The sequence below is a fragment of the Methylobacterium jeotgali genome (genome assembly GCF_022179345.1).
Classification (GTDB): Bacteria; Pseudomonadota; Alphaproteobacteria; order Rhizobiales; family Beijerinckiaceae; genus Methylobacterium; species Methylobacterium jeotgali.
In genome coordinates this window covers 1-17,114 of sequence record NZ_BPQR01000045.1, presented here as the reverse complement: position 1 = coordinate 17,114, position 17,114 = coordinate 1, and the positions used below count along the sequence as shown (strand labels likewise).

Sequence of the window (17,114 nt, the reverse complement as noted above, 5' to 3'; positions counted from 1 at the left end):
GGGGACTCAGGTCCTCGATCCGCGCCCTGGACGTTCTCGTCCTTGCGGGCGCCACTCCCCAACCCTGTAGCGTCGTTAAACTTACCCCGCTCTTACCGCAACGATCGCTCGGGCCAGCCTTTGGCCGGCTGTGAATTTTGGTCGTGGGCGTGGCGTGCGTGCCGCACCGCCCTGCCTTCGCCCGATTCACCGAGACGCGATCGCGGCCTCCTCCGCCACCAGCCGGGCCAGGAAGGCGTCGGCGGCGGGGTCCGAGAAGCGCAGGCCGATGGACTCCGAGGGCGTCTCGAGGTCGATCCAGCGCACCCACGGGCGCAGCGCCGGCCCCTCCGCCGCGCGTAAAGCGGCGTGGCCGGGGCGAACCTGGATGAAGGTCAGTCGGCTCGCCGGCCCCGAGCGCGCCAGCAGGTCCCCGATCTCGGTCACGACCTCGGGGGGCGTGCCGAGCGCCGTCATCATCCAGAAGTGATTGCGGGCGCCCGGCAGCGTCAGCGCCGTCCGGAAGCGCCGCACGCCCTCGGCGAGGAAGCGGTAGTCGGCCTCGCTGGTGGCCGGATCGTGGTGGTTGAACACCGCCGGCAGGTCGTGGCGCACCCGGTAGGTGCGGTGCCGGCAGCGGCCGATCTCGGGGCCCGGCCGCTCGGCGAGCGGCACGCTCTCGAGCTCCGACCTGTCGAGGAGCGAGGCGAAGTCGTCGGCGAGGCAGTCGCGGACCATGCCCGGCGTCGAGAAGATCCAGTCGAAGGGGCCGGACCAGCCGCGCAGTCCCTGCGTCTTGAGCACCTGCGCCATGTGGCAGTGGCAGCCGAGCGAGACGTGGTTGACGGGGCCGGGCTCCCGCGGGGGACGCCCGCCGAGAAGCGCCCGGCGCAGGCCCATGAGCAGACCCACGGGCGGGCCCTCGGGGCCGGGCGTGCTCAGAGGCGGCGCCCGATCTCGAGGAACTTCGCCGCCCGGCGGTCGCGGATCTCCGCGGCGGGAAGCCCCTGGAACTCGGCGAGCGCTCCGGCGATGGCGCTGCCGGCGGCCGCGATCGCCGCCGCCTTGTCCCGGTGCGCGCCGCCCGTCGCCTCGGGCACGACGCCGTCGACGATGCCGAGCTTCACGAGGTCCTGGGCCGTCAGCTTCATGGCGGTGGCGGCGTCGTGCGCCCGGCCCTGGTCGCGCCACAGGATCGAGGCAGCGCCCTCCGGCGAGATCACGCTGTAGATGGAATGCTCCATCATCAGCACCTTGTTGGCGGTGGCGATGGCGATGGCCCCGCCCGAGCCGCCCTCGCCGATGACGAGCGCCACGTTCGGCACGCCGAGAGCGAGGCAGGCCTCGGTGGAGCGGGCGATCGCCTCCGCCTGGCCCCGCTCCTCGGCCTCGATGCCGGGATAGGCGCCGGCGGTGTCGACGAAGGCCAGAACCGGCAGGCCGAAACGGTCGGCAAGCTCCATCAGGCGCACCGCCTTGCGGTAGCCCTCGGGCCGGGCCATCCCGAAATTGTGCCGCAGGCGGGCCTCGGTCGTCGCGCCCTTCTCCTGGCCGAGCACGCAGACCGGCCGGCCCCGGAAGCGCCCGAAGCCGCCAACGATAGCCTCGTCCTCGCCGAAGGATCGGTCGCCGGCCAGCGGCGTGAACTCCTCGATGAGCCCAGCGCAATAGTCCACGAAGTGCGGGCGCTGCGGGTGGCGGGCGACCTGCGTCTTCTGCCAGGGCGTGAGGCCGGCATAGATCTCGGCGAGCGCCTGGGCGGCCTTGGCCTCCAGCCGGCCGACCTCCTCGCTGATCGAGACGGCGCCGTTCTTGGCGCCCATGGCCTTAAGCTCCTCGACCTTCGCCTCGAGCTCGGCCACGGGCTTCTCGAAGTCGAGATAGGAGCGCATCGCCGTCATTCGGGGGTCGGTCCTCTAGCGCGGGTCCGGCGCCGGAGCCTCCGCGGGGGCGTGGTGTGGAAGCAGGCGGGCCCGGGTGTCAACCGGCACGGGAGCTCGGCCGCCGGAGCGCGGCACGGCCCGTGCCTGTCATCGGGCCGCCACGGGCCCCGATCTAGGTCGTCCACGGGGCATCCTGAGGATTCGCGAGACCTTGAACTCGAAGCTCTATCCCTCGGGGGAAACCTCCGTGCTCGTGCTTCAGGGAGGCGGAGCCCTCGGCTCCTATCAGGCGGGCATCTTCGAGGCGCTCGCGGAGAGCCGCATCGAGGTCGACTGGATCGCGGGCATCTCGATCGGGGCGATCAACGCCGCCATCGTCGCCGGCAACCCGCCCGAGCGCCGGATCGAGCGGCTGCGCGGCTTCTGGGAGCTGGTCTCCTCCGGGTTCACGGCGATGCCCGCCTTCCCCGGCGAGCAGGCGCGGGCCACCTTCAACGAGGTCGCGGCCGGCTGGGTGGCGAGCGTCGGCGTGCCGGGCTTCTTCGCCCCGCGGATGCCGCCGGCCTTCCTCTACCCGCCCGGCGCACCGCAGGCCCTGAGCCTCTACGACACCGGCGCGCTGAAGGGCACGCTGGAGCGATTCGTCGACTTCGACCGGATCAACGGGGGCGAGACCCGCCTGAGCATCGGCGCGGTGAACCTGCGCTCGGGCAACTTCGTCTATTTCGACAACCGCCACGAGCGGATCGGCCCCGAGCACGTCATGGCCTCGGGCGCCCTGCCGCCGGGCTTCCCGCCGGTGGAGATCGACGGCGAGCTCTACTGGGACGGCGGCCTCGTCTCGAACACGCCCCTCGACTACGTGCTCGACACCGAGCGCCAGCGCGACCTCGTGATCTTCCAGGTGGATCTCTTCGCCGCCCATGGGCCGGTGCCGCGCACCCTCACCGAGGCGGCCGAGCGCGAGAAGGACATCCGCTACTCGAGCCGGACCCGCCTCAACACCGACAAGAACGTCGAGATGCGCAAGGCCCGCCGCGCCGTGCGCAGGCTCATCGAGAAGCTGCCCGCGGAGATGCTCGCGGACGAGGATGTCGGCTTCCTGCGCCGGATCAGCCACGCCAACTTCATCACGCTGATGCAGCTCATCTACCGGCGCAAGCCCTACGAGGGGAACTCGAAGGACTACGAGTTCTCCCGCGCCACCATGCTCGAGCACTGGCAGGCGGGCCGCAACGACGTCGTGCGCTCCCTGCGCCACCCCGCCTGGCGGGAGCGGGCCCACAACGAGGCGGGCGTCGCCGTCTTCGACCTCACCCGCGACGCCCGCGACTGACCCTTTCCCGAGACGCCGCCCGCGGGCCGCCCCGGCCCTCCGGGCCGACAGCGGAGACCTATCGGACATGACCCGCGACGACATCCTCTCGATGCCCTCGATGCCCGCCTTCAGCCCGAGCTACCCGCGCGGGCCCTACCGGTTCGTCCACCGGGAGTACCTGATCGTCACCTACGAGACCGATGCCGAGGCCCTGCGCCGGGCGCTGCCCGAGCCGCTGGAGCCGCACCCTGAGAACCTCGTCTTCTACGAGTGGATGAAGATGCCCGACTCCTCGGGCTTCGGCGACTACCAGGAGAGCGGCTCGGGGGCCTACGCCTTCTACGACGGCGAGCCCTGCAACTTCTCGATCCAGATGTATCTCGACGACGAGCCGCCGATCACCGCCGGCCGCGAGATCTGGGGCTTCCCGAAGAAGTGGGGCCAGCCGCGCCTCGACCTGCGCAAGGATACTCTCACCGGCACGCTCCTCTACGACGAGGAGCGGGTCGCGATGGGCACCATGACCTACAAGCACAAGAGCCTGAACGGCGACCTGCCCAAGGTGAAGGAGGGCCTGGGCAAGCTCAACGTCAACCTGAAGCTCCTGCCCGACGTCGACGGCTCGCCCAAGGTGGCGCAGCTCGTCGGCTACCGGCTCGAGGACATCACCGTTCACGGCGCCTGGGACGGGGAGGCGCGGCTCGACCTCATCCCCCACGTCAACTGCCGGGTCGCCGACCTTCCGGTGAGACGCATCGTCGGCGGCCGGCATATGATCGTCGACTTCACCCTGCCCTTCGGCCGGGTGCTGCACGACTACCTCGCCTGACCCCCCGTTCCGCTCAGGAGACCAGCATGATCCTCAAGGACAAGACCGCCGTCGTCACCGGATCGACCAGCGGGATCGGGCTCGCCATCGCCCGCGCCTTCGCGGCGGAGGGCGCCAACGTCGTCATCAACGGCTTCGGCAAGCCCGAGGACATCGAGCGCGAGCGCGACGGCATCGAGGGCGACTACGGCGTGAGGGCGATCCACTCCGCCGCCGACATGTCGAAGCCTGCCGAGATCGCGGGCATGATCGGGCTCGCCGAGGAGACGTTCGGCGCGGTCGACGTGCTCGTCAACAACGCCGGCATCCAGTTCGTCTCGCCGATCGAGGAGTTCCCGCCGGAGAAGTGGGAGCAGATCATCGCGATCAACCTGTCCTCGGCCTTCCACGCGCTGCACGCGGCGCTGCCGGGCATGAAGGCGCGGGGCTGGGGACGGGTGATCAGCACGGCCTCGGCGCACTCGCTCGTGGCCTCGCCGTTCAAGTCGGCCTACGTGGCGGCCAAGCACGGCATCGTCGGGCTCACGAAGACGGCGGCCCTCGAGGTCGCGACCCACGGCATCACCGTGAACTGCATCTCGCCGGGCTACGTCTGGACGCCGCTCGTCGAAGGCCAGATCCCCGACACGATGAAGGCGCGCGGCCTGACGCGGGAGCAGGTCATCAACGACGTGCTGCTGCACGCGCAGCCCACGAAGGAGTTCGTGACGGTCGATCAGGTGGCGGCGCTCGCAGTGTTCCTGTGCTCGGATGCGGCGAGCCAGATCACCGGCACCAACATCTCCATGGACGGGGGCTGGACCGCGCAGTAGCGCGGTCCGCCCGGTCACGGGGAGGGGGGCTCAGCGGCGCCCATGCAGGAGCAGGGCGAGGCCGTAGCCGACGGCACCGGCGATGAGGAGGGCCACCAGCGGGTTCTCCTCGACGCGGGCCGAGACCGCCCGGCTTCCGTCGCGGACATAGGAGCCGCCGCGCTCGTAGGCCTCGCCGGCATAGTCGCTGACCTCGTCGGCGACGTCGCGCAGGGTGTCCTTGGCCTGCCCGTAGGCGTCCTGGGCGCGCCCGTGCGCCTCCCGGAAGCGGCCCTCGACCGATTCGCGGGTCGAGCCGACGATGTCGCCCGCAGCCGCCTGGGCCTTGCCGCCGAGCTCGCGGGCGGTGCCGGCGATGCGATCCGTATCAACCATGTCCGTCTCCTTGTGCGGGACGCCCCCAAGCGGGGGGGGGGGCGGGTGTCCGTCGTGCTCCCAACGTGCGAGACGGCGATTGTGCACCGCCCCGGTGCCGATTTTTGCGCGCCGGAGGGCGCGGGTCGGCGAACCGGCGGTTACCGGTCCCTTAACCCCGCGGCCGTAGCCTTGTCCGCGAAGGTCCCTTCCAGGAGCGAATCGAGGCCATGGCCGATCTGCCGGACATCGGCACCGTACGCCTGTGCAGCCTCCTCGCGGCCAGTGCCTATCTCGGCGTGTTCCTCGCCCTCTGGCGGGGCCGCCGGGAGGAGGAGTACTTCCTGCACTGGGCGCTGAGCATGGCGATCTACGCCGCCGCGCTCGTCGTGTTCGGCCGCTACGCCGACGCCCCGCCCGTCGTCGTCGGCGGCCTCCTGCATGCCGCGCTGGCGCTCTCGAACATGGTCACGCTCTCCGGCGTGCGACGCTTCGACGGGCGCCCGCCCTTCGCCGCCTGGATGCTCGTGCCGATCGCCCTGAGCTTCCTCGCCTACGCCCTGCCGGCGCTGGCGACGGACGCCGGCCTGATCGCGGAGGACCGGCAGGCGGCGCGCATCGGCGGCACCCTGGCCCTCATCGCCGTCGTGATCCTCACCGGCTGCTCGCTCCTGCGCACCCGAGCCGGCCGGCTGCCCGCCGCGGTCAAGGGCCGGCGCCTCGTCGGGCTGTCGATGTTCGCCTACGTGCCGGGCTATCTTGCGGCGCTGGCGCTGCCGCTGCTCTCCGGCCTGCCCGGCGCGGTGAACGCGACGGCCCTCGTCGCGATGCTCTCCGACCAGATCCTGCTCGTGGTCCTGAACCTCGGGCTCCTCGCCATGCCCGGCGAGCGGGCCCAGGCGATGCTGCGCGAGGGCGCCCTGCGCGATCCGCTCACCGGCGCCTGGAACCGGGCGGGGCTCGAGGCCCGCGCCGCCGGCATGATGCGTCCCGGCACGGCGGTGGTCGTGCTCGACGTCGACCACTTCAAGGGGATCAACGACGGCCACGGCCACGCGGCGGGCGACGCGGTGCTGGCGGCGCTCGCCGCCCGCGCGACCGCGCTCCTGCCCCGCGACGGCGACGTCCTGGCGCGGCTCGGCGGCGACGAGTTCGTCATCCTCCTCGGCCGCACCACGCGGGAGGCGGCGCTCGCCGTCGCCGACGCCCTGCGGCATCCGAGCGGGCCGGAGCCGGCCGCCCCACCCTGGACGCTCAGCCTCGGGCTGGCGATGGTCGAGCCCGGCGAGACCGGGCTCGCGGGCGTGATCGCGCGGGCCGACGCCTCGCTCTACCGGGCCAAGACCCTCGGCCGGAACCGCGTCGCGGCCTGAGGGCTCAGGCGCGCCCGAGCCGGGCCAGCAGCAGGACGAGATCGGCCAGCGCCCGCTCCTCGCGAGACGCATCCGGACGCCGCCCCGGCCTGACGGGCCGCTTCGTTCGCGGAGGCGGCACGTGCACGAACAGGACCGGGCAGGGCTCGGCCAGCGCCCGGTAGTAGCCCGCGTTGCAGAGATAGCGCCCGGCATCCCGCGAGACCGCGACGGGCACGCCCCGGCGGCGCAGGAGCGCGACGGCGGCGGCGGCGGCGCGGCTGCGACGCTCCGCCGGGCCGGCCGGATCGAGGGTGAGCCGCCCGGAGACGCGACCCGACGCGTCCGGGAACAGCCGGCTCGCCCGGTTGCGGGCCCGCACCTCCACCCGCAGCCGCAGGGCGCGGGCGGCGACGCCGAACATCAGGACCGCGGCCGGCCCCTCGGCGAGCGCCGGGGCGAGCCGGCGTGGCAGCGCGTCGTAGGCGGTCGGTAGTACCAGCCCCACGGGCGCGCGACCGAGCGCCCGTCGCAGCCGGGGCAATGCGGCGAGGCGGCGGGCGAGCGCTCCGCTCGGGTTGCGGGGCATCCTCGGGAACGGGCCGAAGCCCGTGACCAGCACCGGCCCGGCCGCTCTCACAGGCCGATCAGCTCGGCGATGGCCGCCGCGCCCGCCGCAGGCGAGCGCTCGCCCCGGCCGACGGCGCCCTCGGCCTCCGCCGTCTGTCGGCGGACCTCCGCCGAGCCCACGAGACGCTGGTGGAGCCGCTCGTGGACCAGCGCCCACATCCACTTCACGTCCTGGGCGCGGCGCTTGCGCGCGATCTCGCCGGTGGCAGTGAGCTTTTCGCGATGGGCGACGACCTTCTCCCAGAGAGCGTCGAGGCGCAGGTTGTGGAACCCCGAGATCGTCACCACCGGCGGCGTCCAGCTCGCCGAGACGGGGGTGAGGATGTGCAGCGCCGCCCGGTACTCGGAGGCCGCCGCGTTCGCCCGCCGCTCGCCCTCGCCCTCGTCGGCCTTGTTGACCGCGATCATGTCGGCGAGCTCGAGGATGCCCTTCTTGATGCCCTGGAGCTCGTCGCCGGCCCCGGGCAGCATCAGCACGAGGAAGAAGTCGGTGAGGTCGGCCACCGCCGTCTCCGACTGGCCGACGCCGACCGTCTCAACGAGGATCACGTCGAAGCCCGCCGCCTCGCAGAGCAGCATGGTCTCGCGGGTCTTGGCGGCCACGCCCCCCAGCGTGCCCGAGGAGGGCGAGGGGCGGATGAAGGCGTTCGGGTCGGTGGCGAGCCGGGCCATGCGGGTCTTGTCGCCGAGGATCGAGCCGCCGGTGCGGGTCGAGGACGGGTCGACGGCGAGCACCGCGACGCGATGCCCGGCCGCGGTCAGGTTGGCGCCGAGCGCGTCGATGGTCGTCGACTTGCCGACGCCGGGCACCCCGGTGATGCCGACGCGGATGGCGTTGCCGGTCTGCGGAAGGACCGCGTCGATGAGATCGCGGGCGGCGGCGCGGTGGTCGGCCCGCTTCGATTCGGCGAGCGTGATGGCGCGGGCGAGCGCCGCCCGGTCCCCGGCGAGGAGCCGCCCGCGGAGCGCGTCGATGTCGAGGGCGGGGGGGCGGGCGGCGCTGGGCGCCGTGACCGGGGAAGCCATGGCCCCTTCATGCCGGGCCGCGGCGGCGGCGTCGAGAGGGCTCAGGCGTCCTCCTCGATCGCGGTCTGGGCGATCTGCCGGGCGCCGCCGTTGAGATGCGCGGCGATGGCGTGGCCCGCGGCGGTCGCCGCCACGCAGAGCGCCACCGAGGCGGCGATGTTGACGCCCGCCCGCACCATGGCGCCGTTGCGCATCAGGTCGAGGGTCTGGAGGCTGAAGGAGGAGAAGGTGGTGTAGCCCCCGCATAGCCCGATCATCACGAAGAGCCGCAGGGTCTCCGAGGCCGGGTAGCGGCCCTGCGCCAGCGTCAGCGTGCCGAACAGGCCAATGGCGAAGGAGCCGGTGACGTTGATGAGGATCGTGCCCCAGGGCAGGTCCCGGCTGATCGGCAGCGCCAGCACCGAGACGACGTAGCGGGCGAGCGTCCCGAGGGCGCCCCCGAGCATCACGACGAGGCAGGTGGTGAAGGACATGCGCGCTCCTCGTTCCGGGCGGGCATGGACAGACCCGCCCTCGCGGCGGGTCGGGATGGGCATACCCCGACCGCATCGTGGCTGCGGTCGGGGTCATCAGCCCTCGCGGGCGGGTTCGGGGAACCCCATCCCCATCGCCGGCCCGACATAGCGGGCCGCCGGGAGCGAGGCAATTCGGAGCGGGGCGCCGGGCTCCTCGGACCGGCCGTCGGCGGAGCGGCGACGTTCGCAGGCGTCGCACGAAGGTGCCGCCCCTCTACACGCGGGGCGTGTAAGACGAGATGAGGTTCGATGTATATCGACCGCTTCCCGAATGATTAGTCGTACCATTTTCTCCAGCACGCAGCGTTGTCATCAAAGAGACATATCCAAGTTCTGCAGGCATTTTTACGAAAACGAAACGTGCCAGGCTATAGACGACGCCGGCGCGAGGTCGAACATCTTCGCGTCGAGGTTCTCGGGTGGATCCGTTGCGCCCTCAGCCTGCCTTGTCACCCGACGCGTTGTGGCGCGCTGCGGCGCGCACGCAGAGCGGCTTGCCCTCCTACGAGAGCGTCGTGCTCGGTCAGCTCGGCCGCTACGCCGACGGCGCGGCCATCGCGCGGACCGGCACCGACGGCGGCATCGTGATCAGCTGGAGCGGCCGGCGCTTCGAGAGCTGGCTCGGCTGCGAGATCCGCGACCTCGCCGTCGCAAGCCTCGCCGACGACCTGGCCCAGCCGATCCGCCGGGCGATGGAGCTCGCCCTCCGGACGCGGGCGCCGGCGAGCGCGCAGCGCAACCTCATCCGGGCCGGGGCGCTCGAGGCGAGCCAGCTCCTCGCCTTTCCCCTGGACGTCCGCGGCGGCGGCGCGGTGGTGCTGCTCTTCACGACCGGCGAGACCGTCCGCACCAGCCTCATCGACGCCGTGTTCCAGGCGACGCAGCACGGCGTGCTCGTCCTGTCCTCGACCCGGCGGCACGACGGCACCCTCGTCGATTTCGAGATCGTCACCGCGAACGAGAGCGCCGCCCGGATGATGGGCCGAGCCCTGGTCGAGCTGCCCGGCCGGTCCCTGAACGACCTCGTCCCTCGGCTCCGGGAGACGGACGCGCTGGACCATCTCCTCCACGTCGTGCGGACGGGCGAGCGCCGGACCTTCGACCTGGACTATCCCGGATCGTCCGGCCGGCGCGATCTCCACCTCCAGGTCGAGGCCGGCGCGATCGGCGACCTCCTGGCGATGACCCTGACCGACGTGGGCCCGGTCCGCGAGCGCGAGGCCTCCTACCGCCTGCTGTTCGAGAGCAATCCGGTCCCGATGTGGGTGTTCGAGCCGGGGAGCCTGCGCTTCCTCGCGGTGAACGACGCCGCGATCGAGCACTACGGCTACGCCCGCGACGCCCTCCTCCGGATGACGCTCGCCGACATCACGGCGGAGGGCGTGCCGCCGGAGGGAGAGCCGCCGCGGCGGGAGCCGGGCCCCCGCAACGAGGCGCTCCGCCGGCATGCCAAGGCGGACGGCACGCCGATCGACGTGATCACCTACACCCGCGATCTCCGCTACGGCGAGGCGCCGGCCGTGCTCCTGGCGGCGACCGACGTCACGGAGCGGCGCCGGGCCGAGGCCCGCGTGGCCTATCTCGCGCATCACGACACGCTCACCGGCCTGCCGAACCGCCGGATGTTCCGGGAGCGGCTGGCCGAGGCGCTCGCCGCCCCGGAACCGGGCCGGCGCGTGGAGGACGCGGGCGGCTTCGGCCTGTTCTGCATCGATCTCGACGGCTTCAAGGGCGTGAACGACACCCTCGGCCACGCCGTCGGCGACATGCTGCTCGCCGAGGTCGGCGCCCGCCTCAAGGGCTGCCTGCGGGCGGACCGGGACTGCGTCGCCCGGCTCGGCGGCGACGAGTTCGCCGTGCTCGCGGCGCATCTCGACCCGGCGCGGGCGGCGGAGCTGGCGCGCCGGATCGTCGAGACCGTCGGCCGCCCCTACGCCGTACAGGGGCAGGACATCGTGGTCGGCGCCAGCGTCGGGATCGCCCTCGCGCCGGAGGACGGGGCCGACCCGGAGACCTTCCTGCGCCACGCCGACATGGCGCTCTACCGGGCCAAGGCGGAGGGGCGGCGCCGGTTCCGCTTCTTCGAGTACGACATGGATGCGAGCCTCCAGGCGCGGCGCCATCTCGAGCACGACCTGCGCCAGGCGGTCTGCACGGACGCCCTCGCGATCCACTACCAGCCGCTCGTCGGCATCGATGGCGGGACCGTCACGGTCTGCGAAGCCCTGCTGCGCTGGCCGCATCCGCAGCGGGGCTGGATCTCGCCCGCCGAGTTCGTTCCGCTCGCCGAGGAGATCGGGCTCATCGGCGCCCTCGGGGAATGGGTGCTCGAACGAGCCTGCCGGGAAGCCGCGCTCTGGCCCGACGGCGTCAAGGTCGCCGTGAACCTCTCGCCGATGCAGTTCCGCGATCCCGAAGCCCTGCTGCGGACCGTGACGGAGGCGCTGGACCGCTCGGGCCTGGCGCCGGGGCGCCTCGAGCTGGAGATCACGGAATCGGTGCTCCTCGCCGACAGCGAGGCGAACGTGGCGGCGCTGCGGCGGCTCAAGGCGCTCGGCCTGCGCATCGCCATGGACGATTTCGGCACGGGCTACTCGTCGCTGAGCTACCTGCACCGCTTCCCCTTCGACAAGATCAAGATCGACCAGAGCTTCGTGCGCGAGCTGGGCGTCAGCCGGCACTGCTCCGCGATCATCCAGGCGGTGACCAGCCTCGGCCGGAGCCTCGGCATCACTACCGTCGCGGAAGGCGTGGAAACCGCCGAGCAGTTCGACCTCCTGCGCCAGGCCGGCTGCGACGAGGCGCAGGGCTACCTCTTCGCCCAGCCGATGCCCGCCGGAGAGCTGCAAGCCTTCCTCGGGCGCAAGGCCGGCTCCGGGTCGATCCCGCGGGCGGCCTGATCCCGTCGTGGCCCGCAAGCCACGCCGGGGCCTCTCCCCAGCCGCCCACAGGCGGTCGCCGCTGGCCCGCCCTGCCATGGTCACGATCGTGGTCAAGGTCGCCTCCCGGACGGGCCCGCGAGCCCGGTCTTCGAGGACGACACGCCGACCATGACGCGCTTCCCGCCGCGCCCGCCCGAACGGCCCTCCCGACGCTCCCTCCTGCGGATCGGCGCCGTCCTCGGCGCCGCCGGGCTCGCGCCCTCCCTCGGGGGCTGCATCACGGACGGTCTCGCCACCGGTACCGCCGCCGTTCCCGAGCGCCAGTCGGCCCTCGACGTGAGCCCGGTGCTCCTCGTCGCCACCACCCGCAAGCCCGTCGGAAATCCGCCGAAGGCTCCCTGGTTCAGTTCCGAGCGGGGCCGGGGCCTGAGCTTCGCCGAGGCCCGGCTGAAGGCCCCGGACCGCTCGCTGATCGGCAAGGTCTCCGCGGTCATCACCGGGGACTGGACGGTCGGCGCCATCCCCAAGGTCGAGACCGGGGCCGGCGCGGCCGAGGCCTTCGCCCAGGCCGCCTTCGGGCGGGACGTGCTGATCTACGTCCACGGCTACCGGGAGAGCTTCGAGTCGGCGGCGGTCTCGGCGGCGATGCTCTCCGACGGCATCCGCTTCCGCGGCGTCTCGGGCCTCTTCACCTGGCCCTCGGCGGGGGCCACCTTCGACTACGGCTACGACCGCGAAAGCGCGCTCTGGTCGCGGGACGCCTTCGAGGACCTGCTCAAGGCGCTGGCGGGCTCGCCGAGCGGCGGGCGCATCAACATCGTCGCCCACTCCATGGGCACGCTGCTGACGCTCGAGACCCTGCGGATGCTGCGCGCCGAGGCCGGCGAGGCGGCGATGGCCCGCATCGGCGCGGTGGTGCTCGCCGCCCCCGACATCGACATCGACCTCTTCGCCAAGGGCGTCGAGCGCCTCGGCCCCGACGTCTCGAAGATTACCGTGATCTCCTCCACCAACGACCGGGCGCTGGAACTGTCGAGCACCATCGCCGGCGGCATCGTCCGGGCAGGCGCCGCCGACCGCGGGCGCCTCGAGGCGCTCGGCGTGCGCGTCGCCGACGCCTCCGATTACGGCGGCGGCCTCATCAACCACGACCTGTTCCTCTCGAACCCGGAAGTGCAGGGCGTAATCAAGCGCGCAGTGGCGCGGGCGGCGGGCGCCTGAGGCCCCGCCGATGCGCCCGACGCCATGGCGGGCGGGCGCGTCTTCCCTTACAGCTTCCCGAATGGACGGCGCGACGACGGCCCGAACCGTCACGCCGTCGAGACCCGACTCAGGCTTGATCCCCGCCGCACCGGCCCTCGGTGCCGGCGGACGCAGCGTTAGGAATCGCGAAGCATGTTCACCCTCGAGATCGACGGCACGGCGGTGGCGGTCATCAACGGTACCGAGGAGGTCGCCCGCGACCTCTTCACCTGCGACGGCTTCAAGCAGGACATTCGCACCATGACGAGCGAGGGCACGCCGCTCTGGAACGGCACCTCGGCGCTCACCGTGCGCGCCGCCACCGAGGACGAGATCGAGATCTTCGAGGACGCCATCGCCGACGACGATTCGGACGCGGATTTCGAGTCCGATCCGGCCCATGCCGGGGAGAAGTCCGACGACGACGAGGAGGCCGACATCGTCTTCCTCGTCGACATCGACGGCGATGAGGACGAAGACGAGGACGAGGCCCCCCGGCACGACGCCTGAGACCTCCGGGCCGGCCAGGCGGGCGCGGCGGACCTCGCACGCAAGGGACGGAGCGGATGCGCATCCCGGTCGGGTGGGTGGCGGCCCTCGGCGGCGGGATCGCGCTTCTCGGAACCGCGATCATCGTCCTCGCCGATGGGCCGGCCGCGCCACCGCGGCCGCCCTCGGCCCGGCTCTCCGCGCAGGAGCATTCGGAGACCGTGGCCGCGCTGCGGCGCCCGGTCGTGGCGGTCGTCGGCGACAACGACGGGACGGAGACGACCGACTTCATCGTGCGCTACGGCATCCTGAAACGCTCCGACGTCGCCGACGTCGTCGCGCTCGGCGTGACGCCGGAGCCGATCGCGATGATGCCAACGATCGAGAGCCGGCAGCCGGCGGGATCATTCGACCGCGCGCTGTCCGGAATCGCGGAGCGCTACGGGGCCGGCACCGCCGCCTTCGTGGCGCTCCAGCTCGAGTATCCCGCAGCTCGCTGACGTGCCGCGCGGTCCAGAGCCTCGACCGGACGAACGGGAGCGGCCTTCGCCTCCAGGGGCGAACGGGCGTCGCGAGGCGGAGCCCGCCGGCCGGATCGGCCGCTAATCCTCCGCCTCCCGCAGCCAGGCCGCCGCGCCCTCCAGGGTGCGGAAGTCGGCGAGGCTGCGGCAGTCGCGCTCGGGCAGCAGGCCGCCCATCATCCGCGCGAGCGAGGCGCCCGGCCCGAGCTCGAAGGCGCGGGTCGCTCCGGCTGCCCGGCAGGCCTCTAGGCAGGCCGCCCAGTCGACGGTCTCGGCGACCGCGCGGGCGAGCTTCTGAAGGCCGGCGCGGGGATCGAACACCGCCGCCCCGTCGATGCCGCTGAGCAGCCGGGCGGCGGGCCGGCGCACGTCCTCCCGCACCCGGAGCCGCCCGGCGAAGGCCTCCGCCGCAGCCTTCAGCAGCGGCGTGTGGGAGGGGACCGCGACGGGGATCGCCGTGACCTTCGCCGCGCCCGCAGCCTCGGCGGCGGCCAGCGCCCGCGCCATGGCGTCGCGCGATCCGGCGAGCACCGCCTGGTCCGGCCCGTTGCGGATCGCGACATGGACGCCGGCCTCGCCGCGGACCCGCTCCAGGTTAGCCGGCGAGAGCCCCCGCACGGCGGCCATGGCGGAGGGGCCGGGGGTCGCCGCGTCCATGAGGTCGGCGCGCTCGGCGGTGACGGCGAGCGCCGCGTCGAAGGTCATCGCCCCGGCGACGCTCCAGGCCGGCACCTCGCCGACGCTGTAGCCGGCGACGACGCGGCGCGGCGCGGCGCGCGGCCCGAGGCAGGCCCAGGCGGCGAGCGCCGCCGTGCAGCACAAGATCTGCGCGGTCCGGTTGGCATGGAGCGCCCCCGGCTCCGCGGATGCGACGAGGGCCCGCGGGTCCGCACCGAGGAGCGCGGCGGCGGCGCGGAAGACCGGCTCGGCCGCCGCCTCGCCCTCGGTCAGGGCGAACATGCCGGGGCCCTGCCCGCCCTGCCCCGAGCAGAGGATCGCCAGCGTGCTCACCGACCGGCCTCCAACGCGTCGAGGAACAGGGCCGCGGCGAGCAGGTCGGCGCAGCCGCCGGGGCTGAGGCGGCGGGCGACGAAGGCGCGATGGATGCGCACGCCCTCCGCCCGCCAGTCCGGCGCCGCGACGCCGCCCCGCGCCAGGAAGCCCGCCGCCATGGCGCGGGCCTCGGCCAGACCCTCCGCGCCGCCCCGGTGGAGGAGATTGGTGTCGTCGAGGGCGGCGAGCAGCGCGAAGAAGGCCTGCACCCGCGCCGCCTCCCCATCACCGGGGGCGAGGCGGCGCCCCTCGCGGAGCGCTGGCAGCGCCAGCACCCTCAGGGTCGGGAAGCCCGCCGCCGCCTCGCCGCTCGCGCCGCCGACCCGGTAGCGGCGCACCGCGCGGCCGCCATGCGTCTCGGGCGAGGGCGGCCGCGCGGCGATCGCCGCGCCCCAGCGGGCGGCGACGGCCAGCGCCCGCGCCTCCGCGCTCGGCAGTCTCCCACCCGTGGCGCCCTCGGCGGCGCAGAGCAGGCCAAGGGAGAAGATCGCGCCGCGATGGGCGTTGACGCCTCCCGTCGCCGCCATCATCGCCGCCTCCGCCCGGAGCCCGATCGCCCGCAGCTCGGCGAGAGGCGCGTTCCGCGCGCCGGCTGCCGCGAGCAGCACGAAGAAGGGGCGGATCGCCCCGGCGCTCCGGCGCAGGGTGCCGGCGTCCATGTCGCGGTGGCTGCCGGCATCGACGGGGCTGACGAGGCCCGGCTTCGGATAGGTCTCAAGCTCGTCGATTAGCGCCCGGTGCGCGGCCTGCGCGATGCGCTCGCAGAGCGGCGCGAGATCGGGCATCCGCGCCGGCGCGCCGTCCGGACTCAGCATGGCAGGATTCCCGGCAAGACCCCGTTCGGGCGCCGGTATCGCACGAAAGCACGGCCGGCGGAGGCCTCCCGTGACAGAGCCACGATGATGTCATTTCGCGGCCAAGCTCGTGCGGCGGCCGCATGAGCGGCAGCTAAGCCGCTCCGGCCGCTCGCCTTTCCTGGACAACCCTTCGCCGGTCCGAGGGTCCGGTTGGCCCGAACGCTGCTTGGGGCCCCGGCCGCTCGGGTTGAAGCACAGGGTCTTTTCGGCCACACAGCGGCGCATTCGGAAGGGTCGACGGCATCTGCGCCGCGACGACGCGCAAGGCGCTCTGGCCGGCCCTGTCCGAGACGGTTCGGCACGACAGCGGAGGTCCCCTTCATGGCACGCAGCAAGATCGCGCTCATCGGCGCCGGGCAGATCGGTGGCACCCTCGCGCATCTGGCGGGCCTGAAGGAGCTCGGCGACGTCGTCCTCTTCGACATCGCCGACGGCATTCCCCAGGGCAAGGGTCTCGACATCGCCGAGTCGGCCCCGGTCAACGGCTTCGACGCCAAGTTCTCCGGCGCCAGCGACTACGCGGCGATCGAGGGCGCCGACGTGGTGATCGTCACCGCCGGCGTGCCGAGGAAGCCCGGCATGAGCCGCGACGACCTCATCGGCATCAACCTCAAGGTGATGGAGGCGGTGGGCCAGGGCATCAAGCAGTACGCCCCGGACGCCTTCGTGATCTGCATCACGAACCCCCTCGACGCCATGGTCTGGGCGCTGCAGAAGTTCTCCGGCCTGCCGCCGCAGAAGATCGTCGGCATGGCGGGCGTCCTCGATTCCGCCCGCTTCCGCCACTTCCTCGCCGACGAGTTCGGCGTCTCCGTCGAGGACGTGACCGCCTTCGTGCTCGGCGGCCACGGCGACGACATGGTGCCGCTCGTGCGCTACTCGACGGTAGCCGGCGTGCCGCTGCCGGACCTCGTGAAGCTCGGCTGGACTACCCAGGAGAAGCTCGACGCCATGGTCGAGCGGACCCGCAAGGGGGGCGGCGAGATCGTCAACCTTCTCAAGACCGGCTCGGCCTTCTACGCGCCGGCAGCCTCGGCCATCGCCATGGCCGAGAGCTACCTGCGCGACAAGAAGCGGGTGCTGCCCTGCGCCGCCCATCTCTCGGGCGAGTACGGCATCGACGGCCTATTCATCGGCGTGCCGATCGTGATCGGCGCGGGCGGCGTCGAGCGGGTGCTCGAGGTCACGTTCAACGCCGACGAGAAGGCGATGTTCGACAAGTCGATCGCCTCGGTGAAGGGCCTGATCGAGGCCTGCAAGGGCATCAATTCGGCGCTCGCCTAAGGCTTGAGACCAAGCCGGGCGGCCCGCGCCGCCCGGCTCCCGCGACACTCGTCCCCGATCTGCGAGGCGGCCATGAACGTACACGAGT

The 17,114-nt window shown here is 72.9% G+C and carries 17 protein-coding genes and 1 riboswitch; of the genes, 9 read left to right on the top strand and 8 right to left on the bottom strand.

Annotated elements, in window-relative coordinates:
* Nucleotides 1-186 precede the first annotated feature (186 nt).
* Nucleotides 187-879 (bottom strand): DUF1796 family putative cysteine peptidase, encoded by a 693-nt coding sequence (locus MFF04_RS13835; protein WP_238276653.1) that lies wholly within the window; start codon nucleotides 877-879, stop codon nucleotides 187-189.
* A gap of 38 nt (nucleotides 880-917) precedes the next feature.
* Nucleotides 918-1,871 carry an acetyl-CoA carboxylase carboxyltransferase subunit alpha gene (locus MFF04_RS13830; RefSeq protein WP_238276652.1) on the bottom strand — a complete coding sequence of 318 codons (954 nt, stop codon included), beginning with the start codon at nucleotides 1,869-1,871 and terminating at the stop codon, nucleotides 918-920.
* Nucleotides 1,872-2,073: 202 nt separating this feature from the next.
* Between MFF04_RS13830 and MFF04_RS13825 the strand changes: the two genes are divergently transcribed.
* The 3 genes from MFF04_RS13825 (at nucleotide 2,074) to MFF04_RS13815 (ending at nucleotide 4,821) form a co-directional block, all read left to right on the top strand.
* Nucleotides 2,074-3,198 (top strand): DUF3734 domain-containing protein, encoded by a 1,125-nt coding sequence (locus tag MFF04_RS13825; protein WP_373320061.1) that lies wholly within the window; start codon nucleotides 2,074-2,076, stop codon nucleotides 3,196-3,198.
* A gap of 67 nt (nucleotides 3,199-3,265) precedes the next feature.
* The gene (locus tag MFF04_RS13820; RefSeq protein WP_238276575.1) at nucleotides 3,266-4,009 is read left to right on the top strand and encodes an acetoacetate decarboxylase; all 744 of its coding nucleotides are present in this window, start codon (nucleotides 3,266-3,268) and stop codon (nucleotides 4,007-4,009) included.
* Nucleotides 4,010-4,035: 26 nt separating this feature from the next.
* Nucleotides 4,036-4,821: a 3-hydroxybutyrate dehydrogenase gene (locus MFF04_RS13815; RefSeq protein ID WP_238276573.1), complete on the top strand. Its 786-nt coding sequence runs from the start codon at nucleotides 4,036-4,038 to the stop codon at nucleotides 4,819-4,821.
* A gap of 30 nt (nucleotides 4,822-4,851) precedes the next feature.
* Here the strand turns inward: MFF04_RS13815 and MFF04_RS13810 are convergent, their stop codons facing one another.
* The gene (locus MFF04_RS13810; protein WP_238276572.1) at nucleotides 4,852-5,196 is read right to left on the bottom strand and encodes a CsbD family protein; all 345 of its coding nucleotides are present in this window, start codon (nucleotides 5,194-5,196) and stop codon (nucleotides 4,852-4,854) included.
* Between the two features lie 209 nt (nucleotides 5,197-5,405).
* Here MFF04_RS13810 and MFF04_RS13805 point away from each other — a divergent pair, with 209 nt between their 5' ends.
* Nucleotides 5,406-6,548, top strand: coding sequence for a GGDEF domain-containing protein (locus tag MFF04_RS13805; RefSeq protein ID WP_238276570.1), 1,143 nt, complete (start codon nucleotides 5,406-5,408; stop codon nucleotides 6,546-6,548).
* 4 nt (nucleotides 6,549-6,552) lie between these two features.
* Here MFF04_RS13805 and MFF04_RS13800 read toward each other — a convergent pair whose 3' ends face one another.
* The 3 genes from MFF04_RS13800 to crcB are packed head-to-tail and all read right to left on the bottom strand — an operon-like array spanning nucleotide 6,553 to nucleotide 8,656.
* Nucleotides 6,553-7,167 (bottom strand): pyroglutamyl-peptidase I family protein, encoded by a 615-nt coding sequence (locus MFF04_RS13800; protein WP_283206372.1) that lies wholly within the window; start codon nucleotides 7,165-7,167, stop codon nucleotides 6,553-6,555.
* Nucleotides 7,164-8,183: a methylmalonyl Co-A mutase-associated GTPase MeaB gene (meaB, locus tag MFF04_RS13795; protein ID WP_238276568.1), complete on the bottom strand. Its 1,020-nt coding sequence runs from the start codon at nucleotides 8,181-8,183 to the stop codon at nucleotides 7,164-7,166. The genes MFF04_RS13800 and meaB overlap by 4 nt, the downstream gene beginning before the upstream one ends.
* 41 nt (nucleotides 8,184-8,224) lie before the next feature.
* Nucleotides 8,225-8,656 (bottom strand): fluoride efflux transporter CrcB, encoded by a 432-nt coding sequence (gene crcB / locus MFF04_RS13790; RefSeq protein ID WP_238276566.1) that lies wholly within the window; start codon nucleotides 8,654-8,656, stop codon nucleotides 8,225-8,227.
* Between the two features lie 80 nt (nucleotides 8,657-8,736).
* A riboswitch (Fluoride riboswitch) is annotated at nucleotides 8,737-8,798 on the bottom strand.
* A gap of 394 nt (nucleotides 8,799-9,192) precedes the next feature.
* Here crcB and MFF04_RS13785 point away from each other — a divergent pair.
* The 4 genes from MFF04_RS13785 (at nucleotide 9,193) to MFF04_RS13770 (ending at nucleotide 13,811) form a co-directional block, all read left to right on the top strand.
* The gene (locus tag MFF04_RS13785) at nucleotides 9,193-11,598 is read left to right on the top strand and encodes a putative bifunctional diguanylate cyclase/phosphodiesterase (RefSeq protein WP_238276564.1); all 2,406 of its coding nucleotides are present in this window, start codon (nucleotides 9,193-9,195) and stop codon (nucleotides 11,596-11,598) included.
* A 150-nt stretch (nucleotides 11,599-11,748) separates the two neighbouring features.
* A complete protein-coding gene (locus MFF04_RS13780; protein ID WP_238276563.1) occupies nucleotides 11,749-12,801 on the top strand; it encodes an alpha/beta hydrolase in 1,053 nt (350 codons plus the stop codon).
* A gap of 174 nt (nucleotides 12,802-12,975) precedes the next feature.
* Nucleotides 12,976-13,332, top strand: coding sequence for a hypothetical protein (locus tag MFF04_RS13775; RefSeq protein ID WP_238276562.1), 357 nt, complete (start codon nucleotides 12,976-12,978; stop codon nucleotides 13,330-13,332).
* Nucleotides 13,333-13,388: 56 nt separating this feature from the next.
* Nucleotides 13,389-13,811, top strand: a complete 423-nt coding sequence (locus MFF04_RS13770; RefSeq protein WP_238276561.1) for a hypothetical protein — start codon at nucleotides 13,389-13,391, stop codon at nucleotides 13,809-13,811.
* Between the two features lie 102 nt (nucleotides 13,812-13,913).
* On the opposite strand, the gene MFF04_RS13765 is transcribed toward MFF04_RS13770, so the two are convergent.
* Together MFF04_RS13765 and mdcB are read right to left on the bottom strand one after the other, a co-directional pair.
* On the bottom strand, nucleotides 13,914-14,843 hold the full coding sequence (locus MFF04_RS13765) for an acyltransferase domain-containing protein (protein ID WP_238276560.1): 930 nt from the start codon (nucleotides 14,841-14,843) through the stop codon (nucleotides 13,914-13,916).
* On the bottom strand, nucleotides 14,840-15,700 hold the full coding sequence (gene mdcB, locus MFF04_RS13760; protein ID WP_238276559.1) for a triphosphoribosyl-dephospho-CoA synthase MdcB: 861 nt from the start codon (nucleotides 15,698-15,700) through the stop codon (nucleotides 14,840-14,842). The genes MFF04_RS13765 and mdcB overlap by 4 nt, the downstream gene beginning before the upstream one ends.
* A gap of 363 nt (nucleotides 15,701-16,063) precedes the next feature.
* Here mdcB and mdh point away from each other — a divergent pair, with 363 nt between their 5' ends.
* Nucleotides 16,064-17,026 carry a malate dehydrogenase gene (gene mdh, locus MFF04_RS13755; protein WP_238276558.1) on the top strand — a complete coding sequence of 321 codons (963 nt, stop codon included), beginning with the start codon at nucleotides 16,064-16,066 and terminating at the stop codon, nucleotides 17,024-17,026.
* Nucleotides 17,027-17,114: the final 88 nt, after the last annotated feature.

What these genes read in the sequence shown, in the direction of transcription:
- mdcB (WP_238276559.1), bottom strand. Translation starts at nt 15,700, where the DNA reads ATGCTGAGTCCGGACGGCGCGCCGGCGCGGATGCCCGATCTCGCGCCG.
- MFF04_RS13770 (WP_238276561.1), top strand. Translation starts at nt 13,389, where the DNA reads ATGCGCATCCCGGTCGGGTGGGTGGCGGCCCTCGGCGGCGGGATCGCG.
- MFF04_RS13775 (WP_238276562.1), top strand. Translation starts at nt 12,976, where the DNA reads ATGTTCACCCTCGAGATCGACGGCACGGCGGTGGCGGTCATCAACGGT.
- MFF04_RS13815 (WP_238276573.1), top strand. Translation starts at nt 4,036, where the DNA reads ATGATCCTCAAGGACAAGACCGCCGTCGTCACCGGATCGACCAGCGGG.
- MFF04_RS13820 (WP_238276575.1), top strand. Translation starts at nt 3,266, where the DNA reads ATGACCCGCGACGACATCCTCTCGATGCCCTCGATGCCCGCCTTCAGC.
- MFF04_RS13830 (WP_238276652.1), bottom strand. Translation starts at nt 1,871, where the DNA reads ATGCGCTCCTATCTCGACTTCGAGAAGCCCGTGGCCGAGCTCGAGGCG.
- mdh (WP_238276558.1), top strand. Translation starts at nt 16,064, where the DNA reads ATGGCACGCAGCAAGATCGCGCTCATCGGCGCCGGGCAGATCGGTGGC.
- MFF04_RS13810 (WP_238276572.1), bottom strand. Translation starts at nt 5,196, where the DNA reads ATGGTTGATACGGATCGCATCGCCGGCACCGCCCGCGAGCTCGGCGGC.
- MFF04_RS13780 (WP_238276563.1), top strand. Translation starts at nt 11,749, where the DNA reads ATGACGCGCTTCCCGCCGCGCCCGCCCGAACGGCCCTCCCGACGCTCC.
- crcB (WP_238276566.1), bottom strand. Translation starts at nt 8,656, where the DNA reads ATGTCCTTCACCACCTGCCTCGTCGTGATGCTCGGGGGCGCCCTCGGG.
- meaB (WP_238276568.1), bottom strand. Translation starts at nt 8,183, where the DNA reads ATGGCTTCCCCGGTCACGGCGCCCAGCGCCGCCCGCCCCCCCGCCCTC.
- MFF04_RS13805 (WP_238276570.1), top strand. Translation starts at nt 5,406, where the DNA reads ATGGCCGATCTGCCGGACATCGGCACCGTACGCCTGTGCAGCCTCCTC.
- MFF04_RS13835 (WP_238276653.1), bottom strand. Translation starts at nt 879, where the DNA reads ATGGGCCTGCGCCGGGCGCTTCTCGGCGGGCGTCCCCCGCGGGAGCCC.